Annotated in this window: 16 protein-coding genes; 4 read left to right on the plus strand and 12 right to left on the minus strand. The window is 71.7% G+C overall.

Going from position 1 to position 15589, the window contains the following annotated elements; translation table 11 throughout:
• Positions 1-112: 112 nt before the first annotated feature.
• Positions 113-484, minus strand: coding sequence for an ArsC/Spx/MgsR family protein (locus tag BMY61_RS29785; protein WP_042446078.1), 372 nt, complete (start codon positions 482-484; stop codon positions 113-115).
• A gap of 95 nt (positions 485-579) precedes the next feature.
• On the opposite strand from BMY61_RS29785, the gene BMY61_RS29790 reads away from it, so the two are divergent.
• A complete protein-coding gene (locus BMY61_RS29790) occupies positions 580-885 on the plus strand; it encodes a putative quinol monooxygenase (protein ID WP_042446080.1) in 306 nt (101 codons plus the stop codon).
• Here BMY61_RS29790 and BMY61_RS29795 read toward each other — a convergent pair.
• Positions 882-1769 carry a LysR family transcriptional regulator gene (locus tag BMY61_RS29795; RefSeq protein WP_042446083.1) on the minus strand — a complete coding sequence of 296 codons (888 nt, stop codon included), beginning with the start codon at positions 1767-1769 and terminating at the stop codon, positions 882-884. The genes BMY61_RS29790 and BMY61_RS29795 overlap by 4 nt on opposite strands.
• A 99-nt stretch (positions 1770-1868) precedes the next feature.
• On the opposite strand from BMY61_RS29795, the gene BMY61_RS29800 reads away from it, so the two are divergent.
• Positions 1869-2237 (plus strand): YybH family protein, encoded by a 369-nt coding sequence (locus BMY61_RS29800; RefSeq protein ID WP_042446085.1) that lies wholly within the window; start codon positions 1869-1871, stop codon positions 2235-2237.
• Positions 2238-2254: 17 nt separating this feature from the next.
• On the opposite strand, the gene BMY61_RS29805 is transcribed toward BMY61_RS29800, so the two are convergent.
• The 5 genes from BMY61_RS29805 to BMY61_RS29820 form a co-directional block, all read right to left on the minus strand.
• On the minus strand, positions 2255-4849 hold the full coding sequence (locus BMY61_RS29805; RefSeq protein ID WP_052438594.1) for a bifunctional lysylphosphatidylglycerol flippase/synthetase MprF: 2595 nt from the start codon (positions 4847-4849) through the stop codon (positions 2255-2257).
• Positions 4846-6165, minus strand: a complete 1320-nt coding sequence (locus BMY61_RS29810; protein WP_042446087.1) for an alpha/beta hydrolase — start codon at positions 6163-6165, stop codon at positions 4846-4848. The genes BMY61_RS29805 and BMY61_RS29810 overlap by 4 nt, the downstream gene beginning before the upstream one ends.
• Positions 6166-6389: 224 nt before the next feature.
• Positions 6390-6908: a SixA phosphatase family protein gene (locus BMY61_RS29815; protein WP_042446090.1), complete on the minus strand. Its 519-nt coding sequence runs from the start codon at positions 6906-6908 to the stop codon at positions 6390-6392.
• 40 nt (positions 6909-6948) lie between these two features.
• A complete protein-coding gene (locus BMY61_RS48480) occupies positions 6949-7071 on the minus strand; it encodes an SGM_5486 family transporter-associated protein (protein ID WP_269083961.1) in 123 nt (40 codons plus the stop codon).
• 17 nt (positions 7072-7088) lie between these two features.
• A complete protein-coding gene (locus BMY61_RS29820; protein WP_042446093.1) occupies positions 7089-8351 on the minus strand; it encodes an MFS transporter in 1263 nt (420 codons plus the stop codon).
• A gap of 103 nt (positions 8352-8454) precedes the next feature.
• Between BMY61_RS29820 and BMY61_RS29825 the strand changes: the two genes are divergently transcribed.
• A complete protein-coding gene (locus tag BMY61_RS29825; RefSeq protein WP_042446096.1) occupies positions 8455-9120 on the plus strand; it encodes a FadR/GntR family transcriptional regulator in 666 nt (221 codons plus the stop codon).
• A gap of 119 nt (positions 9121-9239) precedes the next feature.
• Here BMY61_RS29825 and fabI read toward each other — a convergent pair whose 3' ends face one another.
• Positions 9240-10010, minus strand: coding sequence for an enoyl-ACP reductase FabI (gene fabI, locus BMY61_RS29830; protein WP_042446099.1), 771 nt, complete (start codon positions 10008-10010; stop codon positions 9240-9242).
• Between the two features lie 5 nt (positions 10011-10015).
• Positions 10016-10720, minus strand: a complete 705-nt coding sequence (gene fabG, locus BMY61_RS29835; RefSeq protein WP_143094583.1) for a 3-oxoacyl-[acyl-carrier-protein] reductase — start codon at positions 10718-10720, stop codon at positions 10016-10018.
• A gap of 227 nt (positions 10721-10947) precedes the next feature.
• Here fabG and BMY61_RS29840 point away from each other — a divergent pair, with 227 nt between their 5' ends.
• Complete coding sequence (locus BMY61_RS29840; protein ID WP_042446105.1) at positions 10948-12447, plus strand: TldD/PmbA family protein; 1500 nt, start codon at positions 10948-10950, stop codon at positions 12445-12447.
• A 55-nt stretch (positions 12448-12502) separates the two neighbouring features.
• On the opposite strand, the gene BMY61_RS29845 is transcribed toward BMY61_RS29840, so the two are convergent.
• The 3 genes from BMY61_RS29845 to BMY61_RS29855 are packed head-to-tail and all read right to left on the minus strand — an operon-like array spanning position 12503 to position 15588.
• Positions 12503-13000, minus strand: a complete 498-nt coding sequence (locus tag BMY61_RS29845) for a flavin reductase family protein (protein ID WP_042446108.1) — start codon at positions 12998-13000, stop codon at positions 12503-12505.
• A gap of 48 nt (positions 13001-13048) precedes the next feature.
• Positions 13049-14293, minus strand: coding sequence for an ATP-grasp domain-containing protein (locus tag BMY61_RS29850; protein ID WP_042446111.1), 1245 nt, complete (start codon positions 14291-14293; stop codon positions 13049-13051).
• Positions 14294-14331: 38 nt separating this feature from the next.
• Positions 14332-15588, minus strand: coding sequence for a methylaspartate mutase (locus BMY61_RS29855; protein ID WP_042446114.1), 1257 nt, complete (start codon positions 15586-15588; stop codon positions 14332-14334).
• Position 15589: the final 1 nt, after the last annotated feature.

The raw sequence follows: 15589 nt of genomic DNA on the forward strand, positions 1-15589 counted from the left end.
GATCATGTCAGCGCGCCCGCCCGGCCCGCCAAGCAATTAACCTCGCACCCTCGTGCTCGGACCCTCGTGCTCGGACCCTCGTGCCCGGACTCTCGCGCTCAGCCCCTCTTGCTCAGGCCTTGGGCAGCACCTTGGCCAGCTCGTCCGCCGAGCGACCGACCACCGTGGTGCCGTCGTCGGCGGTGATGATCGGCCGCTGGATCAGGACCGGGTGCTCCGCCAGCGCCGCGATCCACCGCCCGCGCGCGGAGGCCTCGCGCGGCCACGCCGTCCGGTCCTTCATGCCGAGCTCCTTGGCCACCTCCTCGTCGGTGCGCGTGATGTCCCACGGCTCCAGGTTCAGCCGCCCCAACACGGCCTCCAGCTCCGCGACGCTCGGCGGCTCCTCCAGGTAGCGCCGCACGGTGTACTCGGCGCCCACGGCGTCCAGCTCACTGATCGCGACGCGGCACTTCGAGCAGCGGGGGTTGATCCAGATCTCCATGGCGCCACCCTACGCGCGCTCGGGAACACGGCCGCGGCGGGCGCGGTTGGCCCGGGCAGGAGTGTTCGCGGAAGAGCAGAGAAGAGGAGTCCCTCATGTCCGTCGTCGTCACCGCAGTGGTGCATCCGAAGCAGGGAAAGCTGGAGGAGGCGCTCGCCGCCTACGGCCGGTACATCGACGCCGTGCACGCCGAGCCCGGGTGCGAGCTGTACGCGCTGCACACGGACGGCAGCTCCATCGTCGTCATCGAGAAGTGGGCCTCGCGGGCCGATCTCGACGCGCATGCGAAGGGAGAGGTGCTGGCCGCGCTCGGCCCGGAGCTGGACGCACTGCGGGAGCGGCCGGCCGACGTGACAGTGCTGGAGCCCCGCCCTGCCGGGGGCGGGAGGGGCGCGCTCTAGGCGTGTGACGGCGCGAACGCCGCGTCGCAGTGGCGCAGCAGCTCGCGCAGGGCCGGTCCGGCGGTCGGGGACCAGACCAGGGCGAGCAGGGCGGCGGTGTCCGCGTCCGTGACCGGGAGGGTGACCAGCCGGTCGGCGAAGGGCGCGGTCATCGACTGGGAGAGGACGGCCGCCCCGAGGCCCCGCGCGGCGAGGTCGAGCACGGCGGGCGGGGCGCTGGCCTGGAGCGTGACGAGCGGGCGCAGGCCCTGCGCGGAGCAGGAGGCGTCGAGGACGGCCCGCACGCCCGTGCCGGGCGGCATGCAGACCAGCGGGTGGCCGCAGAGCTGTCGCAGCGTCACCTCCGCCTCGGCGGCGAGCGGGTGGCCGGGCGGGACGGCGGCGACGAGCGGCTCGGCGACGAGCACCCGCCCGTCGAGCCCCTCCGGGAGACCGCCGGCCAGGCCGACGAGGGCGAAGTCGAGGGCACCGGACCGCACCTGGTCGACGAGCGCGTCGGAGGCCCCCTCCAGCAGCGAGACCTCGATCCCGGGGCAGGCCCGGTGGAACGAGGCGAGGGCCTCGAACAACGGGGTGATCGTGCACCCGGTGACCATGCCGAGGGCGAGCCGGCCGCGCAGCAGTCCGGTGACCTCGGCGACCGCCTGACGCACCGCGTCCGCCCCGGCCAGCACGGAGCGGGCGTGCACGAGCGCGGCGCGCCCGGCGTCGGTCAGCGTCGCGGCGCGCGCCGAGCGGTCGAACAGGCGGGCGCCCAGCTCCTGTTCCAGCTGCCGGATCTGGGCGCTGACCCCGGACTGGCTGATGTGCACGCGTTCCGCCGCCCGGGTGAAGTTGGCCTCCTCGGCCACGGCCACGAAGTACTCCAGCTGGCGCATCTCCATAAGTTCAGATTCTAGCTCCCATAAGAACCATCTGTTGGACTTCTGATTCGCTCGGGCCGAGGATGGAGTCAACAAAGCAAGCCGACCAGGGAGTTGACGATGACCGAGCGTGAGCGCGCCCACCGCCCCGAGGACCTGACCCGCCTGTTCGTCGAGTTCGCCAACGCGGGCGACGCCGAGGGCATCGCGAGCCTCTACGCCGAGGACGCCGTGATGGCCTACCCGCCCGGCAGCCGGACCGTCGGCCGGACCGCGATCCAGGCCCTGTGGGAGAAGGTGCTCGCCCATCGGCCCGTCTTCCAGCCGGAACCGCCGCTGCCGACGCTGGTCAGCGGCGACCTGGCGCTCACCTCCACCCCGCCCAGGGACGGCGCCGGCGCCCGTGCCCAGGTCTGCCGCCGTCAGGCCGACGGCACCTGGCTGCGCGTGCTGGACCAGCCGGAGTTCGTCACCACCGCGACGGCCTAGGACGCGGGGCAGGACGCCTACGCGGAGGTGAACTGGCGGCTGAGCCGGACCATCTGCGCCGGGGTCGTGTGGGGCAGGTACGCCTTGCCGATCGCCGTGCCGATGGCCGGCAGCTGCGCCGGGTCCGGGTAGGCCATGTAGAGCGGGTGGTACTCGGGCTGGAACTTGGCCTTGAAGTTCAGCAGCGAACGGAACCCGTAGACCGGCTCCAGCGCCTTGCCCGCGATGTCCAGCACCCGCTGCAACGGCACCGCCTGCTCCCCCCGGTCGATCCGGGCCAGCGGCGCCCCGGACAGACTCAGGAACTCCGCTCCCTCCTCCTTGAACTGCTGCGCCGCCGTGGCGATCAGGAACTCCATCACGCCGCGGAAGCCCTCCCCGCTGCGCCGCATGAAGTCCAGCGTCCACCCCACCGGCCGCCCCTCGCGGTAGCAGGGCAGCCAGCTGGTGATCCCGTGGAGCGTGCCCTCCTCGTCCGTCGCGACCACGATCCGCACCCGCGGGTCGTCCAGCTCGTCCAGCCCGCCGAGGGTGAAGCCCATCTCCGGCAGGCCCTTGTCCGCCACCCACTCCTCCGACAGCGCCCGCACCTGCTCCTGCACCGCCAGCGGCGCGGTGGGCCAGGTGTACCAGTGGCCGCTGATCCCGGCCTTGCCGGCCTTGTTCAGCGCCGTGCGCACGTCCTGCCACTTCTTGCCGGTGAAGGCCAGGTCCGGCAGCCGCAGCAGCGTGTCCTCGGCGACCTGCACCGCCGACCAGCCCATCGCGTCCGAGCGCTGCCTGACCTCGTCGGTGACGCTGTAGAAGCACGGCGACCAGCCCTGCGCGTCGCAGTAGCCGCTGAACCCGTCGACCGCCGCGCGCCGCGCTTCCGGGGAGCCGTAGGGGTCGCCCATGGTCAGCGCGATCGAGCCGATGACCCGGTAGGCGACGGCCGCCCGCCCGTCCTCGCTGATCCAGTAGTCGTTGCCGGGCCAGGTGGTCATGTAGGAGAGGGTCGAGCCGCCGTTCTGCAGCAGCAGCGACTCCGCCTCGCCGGAGTGGTCCTCCTTGCGGCGGGCACCGGCCCGCCAGAACGCCACGCCCAGTCCGCCGAGCACGACCAGCCAGAACACCGGCCCGGTCAGCTCCCACAGCGCCTTGGCCCAGCCGCCGACCGGCACGAAGTCGGCGACGTCGGTGCCGAAGAGCACCAGGTAGGTGGGGGGGACCAGACGCTTGGGATAGTCGGCGACCATCTGGTGGAAGGTGGGCACCGGCGCGAACTGGTCGCGGGCGTCGTAGCCGAACTTGATGTAGGCGGCGCCGACGATCACGAACGCCAGGACGGCGATGGTGAGGAAGGTGAGCGCGGTGCCCTTCTCCGCCCGCACCTCGAAGTGGTGCCGGGTCAGCCACAGCACCACCAGCACCGCGACGGGCACCACCAGCAGCCCCACGGAGTAGACCGTCAGCGCGGTGATGACCGAGCGCGTGTCGGCGCTCTGCACGAACTCGTGGCGCGTGTACAGGAAGTAGCGCAGCGTCGCGGCGAAGAGGCAGACCTCGAACAGCATCGCCGCCCACCAGGCCATCCGCCGCCCCCGCCAGAGCCCGGAGGCGATCACCAGGAGGATCAGCAGCGGGACGAACAAGGTGATGATCGCGACGCTGTGGTTGGCGAGGTAGTCGACCTTCACGGCCCGGCAGGCCAGGGCCGTGGCACCGGGACCGGAGCAGGCGTCGGTGACCTCGCTCGCCGACACGTTGTCACTGACGAACAGCACCTCGTAGATCGCCAGCGGCCCGGTCTGCGAGTCGGAGAGCCAGCTGATCGCGGGGCCCAGCGCCGAGGTGGCCGCGAACAGGGCGACCAGGATCCGGGTCTCCCGGTAGGAGGAGGGCAGCAGCCGCATGCCCGAGAGGGAACGACGCCCGCCCAGCAGCACCGCCCCGCCGACCAGACCGACGAAGGCCGAACCGGCCCGCATGATGTCCAGCACCTCGCCGGCGTAGAACAGGAACAGCAGCGTCCCGACGATCAGCAGCAGCCGGGTCCGGCGCCGCCACAGGGCGGTCAGCGTGGCGCTGTAGGCGAGCCCGACACCGACCAGTCCGGCGGTCGGGCCGACGGAGGCCTCGGGCACCGAGGACTGGAGCCACAGGTCCCCCGCCGTGGAGCCGATCTCGATGGCGGCGATCCCCAGCAGCGCCCCGAGCACCTGACTGGCCAGGAAGAACCCGCCGGCCTTGACCGCCCCGAGCCGCCGCTCCGCCGGGAGCAGCGTCACCAGCGCGAGCAGCGTGCTGACGATGTACGGGGTCAGGCTGGACGCCCACAGCCCGTAGCTGAACAGCGTCCACCACTTGCCCTCGTTGAACACCGCCGTACCGACCGCGACGTGCCGCACCAGGTTGGTGCCCGGCCCGTGCAGGACGCTGCCGGTGAGGATGCCGACCAGCCAGAACGCCACCAGGAAGGTCACCGTCAGCGGCGCCTTGGCCAGCAGGCGCGGCACGACGGCGGTCGCGGCGAGCCAGCGGACGATGTTCGCGCCGAGTCGGCGCGCGAGGCCCGGCGCGGCCCCCTCGGTCTCCTCGGCGGCGGCCGTGGTCTGCGCGGAGGAGGTCATGAGGTCAGTCCGTCCTGTCGGGCGATCCAGGGCATCTCACGTTCGAGGCCGGTCTTCCACACGTTCCAGTCGTGGCCGCCTGGCACGTGGACGAAGACCACGTTCATCCCGGCCGCCTGGCACGCCGTGAAGACCTTCTGCTGCTGCGGCCCGTAGGTGCCGTCGTCGGTACCGGCCAGCAGCACTCCGGCGGTGTCCGGGAACTTCTTGTGCGCCATCACGCTGAGCGGGTTGACCGCGTCGAACGCCGCCTCGTTCCCGCCGAACGCCTCGTTGACGGTCTTGCTGTGGCTGCCCAGCGTCGGCTCGTCCTGGCCGGACATGTCGAGGAAGGAGCCGTAGACCTCGGGCGCGTTGACGGCGAGCTGGAGCGAACAGGTTCCGCCGAACGAGAGCCCGGCGATGGTCCACGCCTTGCGGCCGGTGCCGACCTGGAGGTTGTGGGAGATCCACTGCGGCACGTCCTTGGCCAGGTACGTCTGGACCTTGGCGATCTGGGAGTCCATGCACAGGGTGTTGTTGGTCAGTCCGCCGAGCGGGTCGACGACCGCGACGATCGGGGCGAGGCCCTGGTGCGAGGCGGCGAAGCTGTTCATCGTCGCCTCGAGCTGTCCGGCCCCGGTCCAGTCCTCGGGGCTGCCCGGCTCGCCCGGCATCAGGATCACCACCGGCAGCAGCGGGCGCTGCTTGGCCTTGTAGGCGGGCGGCAGCCAGATGATCGCATCGCGGGCGTTGAAGCCGGAGGCGGTCCCGGGGATCTTCGCGGTGGCCAGGGCGCCCTTGTCCGGCAGTCCGGCCGGCTTGTGCCACACCTCCGCGAGGGTCTTGCCCGCCGGGACGGTCAGCACCGCCTCCTTGTCGCCGATGGCGAGCTCCGGCGGCGGGGTCTGCCAGGGCCCTGGCAGCGTGCTGAGCGTCGGGTACTGCTGGAACTCCTTGTTCACCTGGTTGCCCGCGAAGGCGACGGCGAGCACGCAGGCGACCACGGCGAGGGCGCGTCCGCGCCAGCGCAGGAAGGGCAGCCGGAACAGCATCAGCAGGACCGCGAGGACGCAGACCCCGATCCACACGGCCGAGGTCGTCGGCAGCCCGTCCGGGAACGGCTGCCACCAGTCGTCCACCCAGACGGTGACGAGCCAGGCGAGGCCCGCGGAGAGCACGAGCACGATCGGCAGCCAGCGCAGCCACCAACTGCGTCGCCGCGCCACCAGCAGCCAGACGAGGGACGCCAGCCCCAGCACGGCCAGCAGGGTGGGCAGCCACCCGGACAGCAACGACCAGTCCCCCGGCCCCGCAAGCTGCACGGCCTGCGACATGGGCGGCGCCCCCTCTCGGTGATCAGTCCCTTTGGAAGATCCAAAGACAGATCACAGGGGTCCGCATGTCGATCATGCCGCCAGTCGCCGCACGCAAGGGGCGCGAGGAACTGCGCGACAAGCCACCCACGAACAGATGGTCCTGAACGCGCAGGGCCATCCGCACAGGGTGGTTGCTCGCGCAGTTCCCCGCGCCCCTGGATAGTGCAACAGTCCCGTAAGCGTCAGTCGACGGGGGCGTGGAACGCGCGGAGGTGGCCGACGCCCGGTTCGAGGGCCTTCCACGGGGCCGGGACGTCGATCACGGCGACCGCCGCCGTCGGGAAGCCCGTGGCGCGCAGGCGGACGAGGGTGTCGTCGGCGAACTCGCCGGAGAGGATCTCGGCCAGCCCCTGCACACCGGGGTTGTGCCCGACCAGCAGGACCGTGCGGACGTCCTCCGGAACCTCCTGGAGGACCTCGATCAGCAGGCCGGGCGCGGCCTCGTACAGGCGGTCGTCGTAGACCGTGCGCGGGCGCTCCGCCAACTCGTGGGCGAAGAGCTTCCAGGTCTCGCGGGTCCGCGTGGCCGTGGAACAGAGGGTCAGCTCGGGGAGGATGTCGGCGACCGCCAGCCACTGGCCGGCGGTCGTGGCGTCCTTGCGGCCGCGGTCGGCCAGTGGCCGCTCGTGGTCGGGCACTCCTGGCCAGTCGGCCTTGGCGTGCCGGAGGACGATGATCGTGCGGGTCGTGTCGACGCTCATGCCTGCCAGCTTCCCAGAATCAGGACGAACCGGCAGGGGCTCACCCCAGGTTGGCCCCGATCGTCGCGATGATCGCGATGACCACGAGGATGCCGCCGATCAGGGCGAACATCTGGAGCAGCTTCTTGTTGCCGCCGGTGGGGTTCGGTTCGAGAACAGGCATGGCGTCGAGTCTGCCACTCACACCTCGTCCTCGATCTGCCGGGGTCGCCCGGCGCGCAGGCCGAGCACCAACTGGACGGTCATCAGGCCGGCCAGCAGGGCCAGCGGGCCCGCCCAGCCGTGCTCGCGCTGGTAGAGGACACCGATCAGGACCGGACCGGGGACGGAGATCAGGTAGCCGACGCCCTGGACGAAGGCGGAGAGCGCGGCCACGCCCTCGGAGGTGCGCGAGCGCAGCCCGATCATCGTCAGCACCAGCGGGAACGCGCAGTTCGCCACGCCCAGCAGCAGAGCCCAGGCGTAGGGGGCCGCGGCCGGGGCGAAGGCCAGGCCGGCGTAGGCGCCGAGGCCGCAGGCCGCGAGCGCCGCGGCGACCGGCCCCTGGTGCGGCAGGCGCGCCGCGAGCGGGGGGATGACGAAGGCGAGCGGTGCGCCGACGGCCATGGTGACGGCGAGCAGCACGCCGGACTCGGTGGCCGAGATGCCCGCGTCCTTGAAGATCTGCGGCAGCCAGCCCATGGTGGCGTAGGCGGCGGTGGCCTGCAGGCCGAAGAAGACGCCGAGCAGCCAGGCGGTGGGGCTGCGGCTGATCCGGATCCGGGTCGCGGCCGAGCTCGTCGAGCCGGCGCCGTCACGGCCCAGCACGGCCGCCTGCACCAGCCAGAGCACCAGCGCGAGCGCGCCCGCCAGCGCCCACACCCCGAGGCCGACCCGCCAGCCGCCGCCGAGCGCGGTGGTCAGCGGCACCGCGACGGCCGCGGCGACGGAGGTGCCGAGCGCGAGGGACATCGAGTAGAGCCCGGTGATCGGGCCGATCTTGTCGGGGAAGTAGCGCTTGACCAACACCGGCATCAGCACGTTCGAGACCGCGATGCCTGCCAGGGCGAGCGCGCTGAGCAGCAGGAAGACCGCACTGCCCGGCGCGAAGGAGCGGGCCGCGATGCCGAGGGTGATGGCGCCCATGCCGAGGCAGACCGTGATCGCCGGCCCGAGCCGCCGGGCGAGGCGCGGCGCGGCGAAGCCGACGAGCGCGAAGCAGAGCGAGGGCAGCGCCGTCAGCAGTCCGGCGACCCCGGCGTTCATGTGCAGGGTGCTGCGGACGTGGTCCAACTGCGGCCCGAGCGCGGCCACGGCGGGCCGCAGGTTGAACGCGGCGACGGCGAGCGCGAGGGCGAGCAGCCAGCGGGCGCGGACCTTCGCGGCGCGTGTGGGGGCGGTGGACGTCCGGCTCTTCTCGGCGGCGGTGGACGGGACGGCGGTAGTGGACGACTCGGCAGGCATGAGGGGATCATACAATCATGGGATGAATTCAGGGAGTGGTTTCTCCGCACCGGAAGGAGCGGGATGATGTTCTTCGACCGCGCAAGAATCGATCAGGAGTGACATGGCCCTCACCACGCCCCGGCGCGAGCCGTTGGCCGACCAGGTGATCGCGCAGCTGCGCGCCCAGATCACCTCCGGCGAGTGGCCCGTGGGCTCCCGCATCCCCACCGAGGCGGAGCTCGTCGAACGGCTCGGCGTCGCCCGCAACACCGTCCGCGAGGCGGTGCGCGCGCTCGCGCACAACGGGCTGCTGGACATCCGCCAGGGGTCCGGCACGTACGTCCTGGCGACGAGCGAGCTGGCGGGCGTGATGCACCGCCGCTTCGCGGAGGCGGAGAAGTCCGAGGTCACGGAGCTGCGGCTGGCACTGGAGGCGGCGGCGGCCCGTCTCGCCTCGACGCGGCGGACGGCCCAGGACCTGCGCCTGCTGGAGACGGCGCTCAAGCGCCGCGAGGAGGCCTGGAGCTCGGGCGACGCGGAGGCCTTCGTGCTGAACGACGCGGCCTTCCACCAGGCGGTCATGGCGGCGTCGCACAACCGGGTGCTCTCGGACCTCTACGCCGACCTCGGCGAGGTCCTGCGCGAGGAACTGCGCGAGACCGTCGGCCCGGTCCTGGAACAGGACCGCTACGTGACCCACCAGGGCATCCTCGACGCGATCCGCGCCGGGGACGCCGAGGCGGCAGCCGCGGAGGCCGCGAACGCCCTGAACCAGTGCAGGACCTGAAGACACCTCAGGGGCGCGGGGAACTGCGCGAGCAACCACCCTGTGCAGATGGCCCTACTCGCTGAGCGACTCACCACACAGGGTGGCTTGTCGCGCAGTTCCTCGCGCCCCTGAAAAAATCAGGCGCCTACGGCGTGGTAGCCGCCGTCGACGTGGATCATCTCGCCCGTGGTCTTCGGGAACCAGTCCGACAGCAGGGCGACGACGCCGCGCGCAGCCGGCTCCGGGTCCGTGACGTCCCACTCCAGCGGGCTGCGGCCGTTCCAGGCGTCCGCCAGCTGCTCGAAGCCCGGGATGGACTTGGCGGCCATCGACTTGATCGGACCGGCCGAGACCAGGTTGCAGCGGACGTTCTGCTTGCCCAGGTCACGCGCGAGGTAGCGGGACGTGGCCTCGAAGGCCGCCTTCGCCGGGCCCATCCAGTCGTACTGCGGCCAGGCCACCGTCGCGTCGAAGGTCAGGCCCACGATGGAACCGCCCTCGGCCGGCAGCAGCGGGAGGCAGGCCATCGCGAGCGACTTCAGCGAGAACGCGCTGACGTGCATCGCCGTGCCGACCGACTCCCACGGGGTGTTCAGGAAGTTGCCGCCCAGGGCGTCCTGCGGCGCGAAGCCGATGGAGTGGACGACGCCGTCGAGGCCGCCCAGCTCCGCGCGCACGGCGTCCTCCAGGGACGCGAGGTGCTCGGCGTTGGTGACGTCCAGCTCGAGCACCTTGGCGGGCTTCGGCAGCTTCTTGGCGATGCGCTCGGTCAGGCTCGGGCGCGGGAAGGCGGTCAGGATGACCTCGGCGCCCTGCTCCTGGGCCAGCTTGGCGACCTGGAAGGCGATGGAGGACTCCATCAGCACGCCGGTGACCAGAATGCGCTTTCCGTCGAGGATTCCACTCATGGTGATCAGTGACCCATTCCCAATCCGCCGTCCACGGGGATGACGGCTCCGGTGATGTATGCGGCCTCGTCCGAGGAGAGGAAGCGGACGGCCGAGGCGATCTCGGCCGTGGAGGCGTAGCGGCCCAGCGGGACCTGCGAGACGATCTCGGCGCGGCGGTCGTCGCTCAGCACGGCGGTCATGTCGGTGTCGACGAAACCGGGGGCGACGACGTTGACGGTGATGTTGCGGGAGCCCAGCTCGCGCGCCAGCGACCGGGCGAAGCCCACCAGGCCGGCCTTGGAGGCGGCGTAGTTGGCCTGGCCCGCGGAGCCCAGCAGGCCCACCACGGAGGAGATCAGCACGACCCGGCCCTTGCGGGCGCGCAGCATGGCCTTGCTCGCGCGCTTGACGACGCGGAAGGTGCCGGTGAGGTTGGTGTCGAGGACGGAGGTGAAGTCCTCCTCCGACATGCGCAGCAGCAGGGTGTCGCGGGTGATGCCCGCGTTGGCGACGAGCACCTCGACCGGGCCGTGGGCGGCCTCGATCTCCTTGAAGGCCTGCTCGACCTGCTCGGAGTCGGTGATGTCGCACTTGACGCCCAGCAGACCCTCCGGCGGCTCACCGGAACGGTAGGTGACGGCGACCTTGTCGCCCGCCTCGGCGAAGGCTCGGGCGATGGCGAGGCCGATGCCCCGGTTGCCCCCGGTGACCAGAACCGACCGGCTCACAGGCATACCTCTCTCACGTGCAGCGATCTCGCGGACTTGTGCTCCGCAAGCGACGCTATCCGCTCCCCGAGGTCGGGTGCGAATCGACCCTCCACAGCACGATGGGGCGGTATCTGTCGGCTTCTGACAGTCGCGCGCCGCAAACGGGCGGTTCGCGGGAGAATGCGTGCCAGTAGATCATCCCCTCGATCCCCCTGAGGAGACCGATGTCGCGGACATCGCCAGGCATGGACGACTCCTTCCTCGCCCTGCCGCTGCGGCCACTGGCCGACGCGGCGCTCAGCCGCGCGCGGGCACTGGGCGTGAGCCACGCCGACTTCCGGCTGGAGCGGGTGCGCAGCGCCTCGCTGCGGCTGCGGGACGCCCGCCCGGCGGGCGGCTCGGACTCGCTGCAGCTCGGCTACGCGGTGCGCGTGGTCGTCGACGGGGCCTGGGGCTTCGCCGCGGGCGTGGACCTGACCCCGGAGGCCGTCGCCCGCGTCGCCGAGCAGGCCGTGGCCGTGGCCAAGCTCTCCGGCGGGCTCAGTGAGGAGGTCGTCGAGCTGGCCGAGGAGCCCGCCTACGGTGACGTCAGCTGGGTGTCGGCCTACGAGGTGAACCCCTTCGACGTGCCGGACGCGGAGAAGTCCGCGCTGCTGGCCGACTGGAGCCGTCGCCTGCTGGACGCCCGGGGCGTCTCGCACGTGACGGCGGTGCTTCTCTCGGTGCAGGAGAACAAGTTCTACGCCGACACCGCGGGCACCACGACCACGCAGCAGCGGGTGCGCCTCCACCCGGAGCTGGAGGCCGTCTCGGTCGACGAGGCCACCGGCGCCTTCGACTCGATGCGGACACTGGCCGCACCGGTCGGCCGCGGGTACGAGTACCTGCGCGGCACGGGCTGGGACTGGGACGCGGAGCTGGCCGAGCTGCCCGAACTGCTGGCCGAGAAGATGAAGGCTCCGGGCGTCGAGGCGGGCCGCTACGACCTGGTCATCGACCCGACGAACCTGTGGCTGACCATCCACGAGTCGATCGGCCACGCGACCGAGCTGGACCGGGCCCTGGGCTACGAGGCCGCCTACGCGGGCACCTCCTTCGCCACCTTCGACAAGCTCGGCTCGCTGCGCTACGGCTCGGCCCCGATGCACGTGACCGGCGACCGGACGGTCGAGCACGGCCTCGCCACGATCGGCTACGACGACGAGGGCGTGCGCACGCAGGCCTGGGACCTGGTCAAGGACGGCACCCTGGTCGGCTACCAGCTCGACCGCCGGATGGCGAAGCTCAAGGGCCTCGGACGCTCCAACGGCTGCGCCTTCGCCGACTCGCCCGGTCACGTCCCGGTGCAGCGGATGGCCAACGTCTCGCTCCAGCCGGCCGCCGACGGCCCGGACACCGCCGGGCTGATCGCCGACGTGGAGGACGGCCTCTACATCCTCGGCGACCGCTCCTGGTCGATCGACATGCAGCGCTACAACTTCCAGTTCACGGGACAGCGCGCGTTCCGGATCCGCAACGGCCGGCTGGCCGGCCAGGTCAAGGACTTCGCCTACCAGGGCACCACCACGGACTTCTGGGGCTCCATGGAGGCGGTCGGCGGGCCGCAGACCTACGTGCTGGGCGGCGCCTTCAACTGCGGCAAGGCCCAGCCGGGCCAGGTCGCGGCCGTCTCCCACGGCTGCCCCTCCGCTCTCTTCCGCGGCGTCAACGTGCTCAACACCGCGCAGGAGTCCGGCCGCTCCTGACGGCTCACCACCGCCGCGTGAGGGCTCGGCACACCACCGGGCCCTCACGGCGCCGTCAGAGGGCGGCGGGCTGCGGCAGGAAGTGGTAGCTCCCCTTGCGGTAGAGCAGCGGGTCCCGTGCGAACACCGTTCCCCCGTCGACCCTGCCGATGATCAGCAGGTGGTCGCCGGCCTCGACCGTCTGCTCGGTGCGGCACTCGGCGTAGGCGAGTGCGACCTCCGTCAGGACCGGAGCGCCCTCCGCCACGGCCGACGGCTCCCACCGCGTGCGCGTGAACTTGTCCTGCCCCTTGCCCGCGAAGATCTGCGAGGCGTCGACCCCTTCGCTGGACAGGAAGTTGACCACGAAGGCGCGCGAGGTCTGCAGCGCGGGCAGGGTGTTCGACGCCTTGCCCACACTGATCATCAGCAGCGGCGGCTCGGCCGAGACCGCGCAGAAGGCGTTGCAGGTGAACCCGCGGGGGCTGCCGTTCTCGTCGATCGCGGTGACGACGGCGACAGCGGTCGGGAGGGAGCCGAAAATCTCGCGGAACCGCTCTGAACTCACCGGCATGCCACTTCACCATGTTCCTGTATGTCGACAACGAGCGCGGATCGCCGCTCAGAGCAGTTCAAGTTCGAGCTCCCGTAGCTCCTTGTAGGCCCGCTCGATCTCGGCAGCGTCCCGATGGACCAGGAACACGGCTGCCGGGGAGGAGTTCAGGTCCACCGTCCGGGCGGTCGTCGTGCCCTCGGCACGGCGGAACCGGATGCTCTCGAAGGCGGGGAGTGTCGTCAGCCGCTCCCGGATGGCCTCGGCGGGGAACGGCACCTCGCGGCGCGCGATCAGGCTCACGCACCGCGCCAGCTCCTGCCGGGCGTAGAGGTTCGGGCGGGCGGCCAGTTCCGTCCCTCCGCCGACGTAGCAGTCGAGCGTCAGCGTGACCTGGTCGGCCCCGGTGCACCGGTCGAGCGCGGGCGGATTGGCCAGGCCCGACACCCGCGCGCCGGTCTCCAGCAGGACCGGCCCGGCCGCGGTGAGGATCAGTTCGGTGTGGGCCGGACCGTTGACGATGCCGAGCCCGTCGAGGACGGCGGAGACGTAGGCCAGGATGTCCGCGAGGCGCGGGTCGTCGGACGCGAGGAGGTCCTCGTAGTCGTAGACCTTCCGGTCCGCCACGGTCACCTTGCCGCTGATCCAGGCGTCGGTGAACCAGTGCACGCCGTCCCGGCTCACCGAGTTGACGATGTACTCGTCGCCGTCGAGATACTCCTGGACCAGCACCGCCTCGTTGGCGCGCAGCATCAGGTTGGTCTTGCCGAGCACGGCCGTGGCCGCGCTGCGCACCGCCTGCTCGGTGTCGCAGGTGAAGACGTCGTCCGAGCCGGCGCTGTCGATCGGCTTGACCACCACACGCTCGAGCCCGCTCTCGCGCCACCAGCGCACGAGCTCCTCGACGTCACCGCTGCGCAGTTGACGCGGCGTGCGGACGCCGGCGGCCCGCAGGGCGTCCATCATCAGCGACTTGTCCCGGCGCGCGAGTGAGTGTGCGGGGTCGTTGCCGCGCAGTCCGAGCCGCGCGGCGATCTCGTCGGCGACCTCCACCCCGAACTCGCTGGCCGGGATCACCGCCACCGGCCCGAGCTCGACCAGGCGTTGCAGCACCTGCTCGACCTGGCCGGGGTAGGTGAGGTCCTCCTCGAAGATTCCGACGGGCAGGCTGGCCGCGAAGGTGTCCGGCAGCTGCGCGCGGGAGCGGATGTGTATCAGCCGGAAGTCGTCGGCCGCCTGTCGCGCCAGCATGGCACCCGTGGAGAGAGCGTCCACGATCACGACGAGGGGCTTGGACGAGTCGTTCTGGGTCATCTGAGATCCTTCCCGACGGGCGGGATCGTGCTCGGAACTCAACCGGACACCATGGCGCCGTGCTTGTCGTAGCGGTTCACCACGTGGTTGAGCATGTTGTGGAGCTGGTCGGAGCGCAGTCGGGCGGGCTCCGTACCGTGGGCGGGGCCCGGCAGCGGGAGCCGGCCCCGTGCGCCCCAGACCAGGGCGCCACGGTCGTCGATCAGGGTGGTCGCGGCCCCCCGGTTGTCCGGGTGCAGGCAGAAGGGGATGTCGAGCAGTCCGCGACTGAAGGCCTTGACGAGAGCCGTGCCGACGTCGGGGTCGAGGTCCAGGACGCAGTCCACCAGCAGGCTCGCCTCCTCCAGGACCTCGGCGTAGTAGCCGTCGTCGGGTTCGGCGCCGAGATCCGACGGAACGGCGGCTTCGGCGGCGGCGAGCCGCAGGGCCTCGAGGTTCTCGGACACGGTCGGGATCTGCCACGCCTCCGAGACCGTCTTGACGATGATCCGCTCGCACCCGGTGTCGCGGGCGAGCCGGGCGCTGTCGCGGATGAGCCCGGTGGCGCCGTCGGGGGTCCGCGGGAACAGGCCCATGTAGGTGTAGAGCACGACGTGCCAGGTCACGTCGCCCAGGTGCGCCGCGGCCAGGGTCCGCAGGGCCCGGATCGCGCCGCGGTCCTGCGCGGCCAGGGTGCCCTGCGCGTAGCTGAGCGACATGTGGCGCAGTCCGTGCTGACGGAAGAAGCAGCCCTCCAGCACCGAGACCGCCACCAGCAGCGAGGGCGGGCAGAGCTGCCCGAGCAGGCAGCCGCCGAAGCTCTCGATGTGCCCGAACTCGGTCTCGCCCGCCAGGAACCGACAGCTCTCGGCCCAGGCGTCGACGGCCTCGGTCAGCGGCAGCCGGCTGTAGGGCAGGCAGTAGGAGACCGGCCCGCCCTCCGTGGCGTCCAGGCCCGCCGCGACCAGGCTCCGGAAGACCGGGAGCGGAAGAGCGGTGCCGTGGCGCACCTGGACGGGGAAGGTCGGCCCCTCCAGGCCGCGGAGGAGCTCCCGGGTCTCCTCCGCGGTGTACGAGACGAGCGGATATCCGTTCACCTCCTCGCCTGCGGCGAGGCGTTCCAGCGGGGTGACGTGGTCGCCGACCCGGGTGTAGCTGTCGAGGGTGAGCGTCCCGACCACCGGGAAGTCCAGCTCCGCGACCTGGGCGAGCCCGTGCCGCATGGCCGCGAGCCGTCCGAACCCCATCCGTGGCTGGACGAGGACATCACCCCGGCCCCGGTGTGCGGCGACGAGGCGGTCCAGATGTCCACCCACG

Origin of the sequence: Streptacidiphilus jiangxiensis, assembly GCF_900109465.1 — a bacterium.
In the GTDB taxonomy this organism is placed as follows: Bacteria; Actinomycetota; Actinomycetes; order Streptomycetales; family Streptomycetaceae; genus Streptacidiphilus; species Streptacidiphilus jiangxiensis.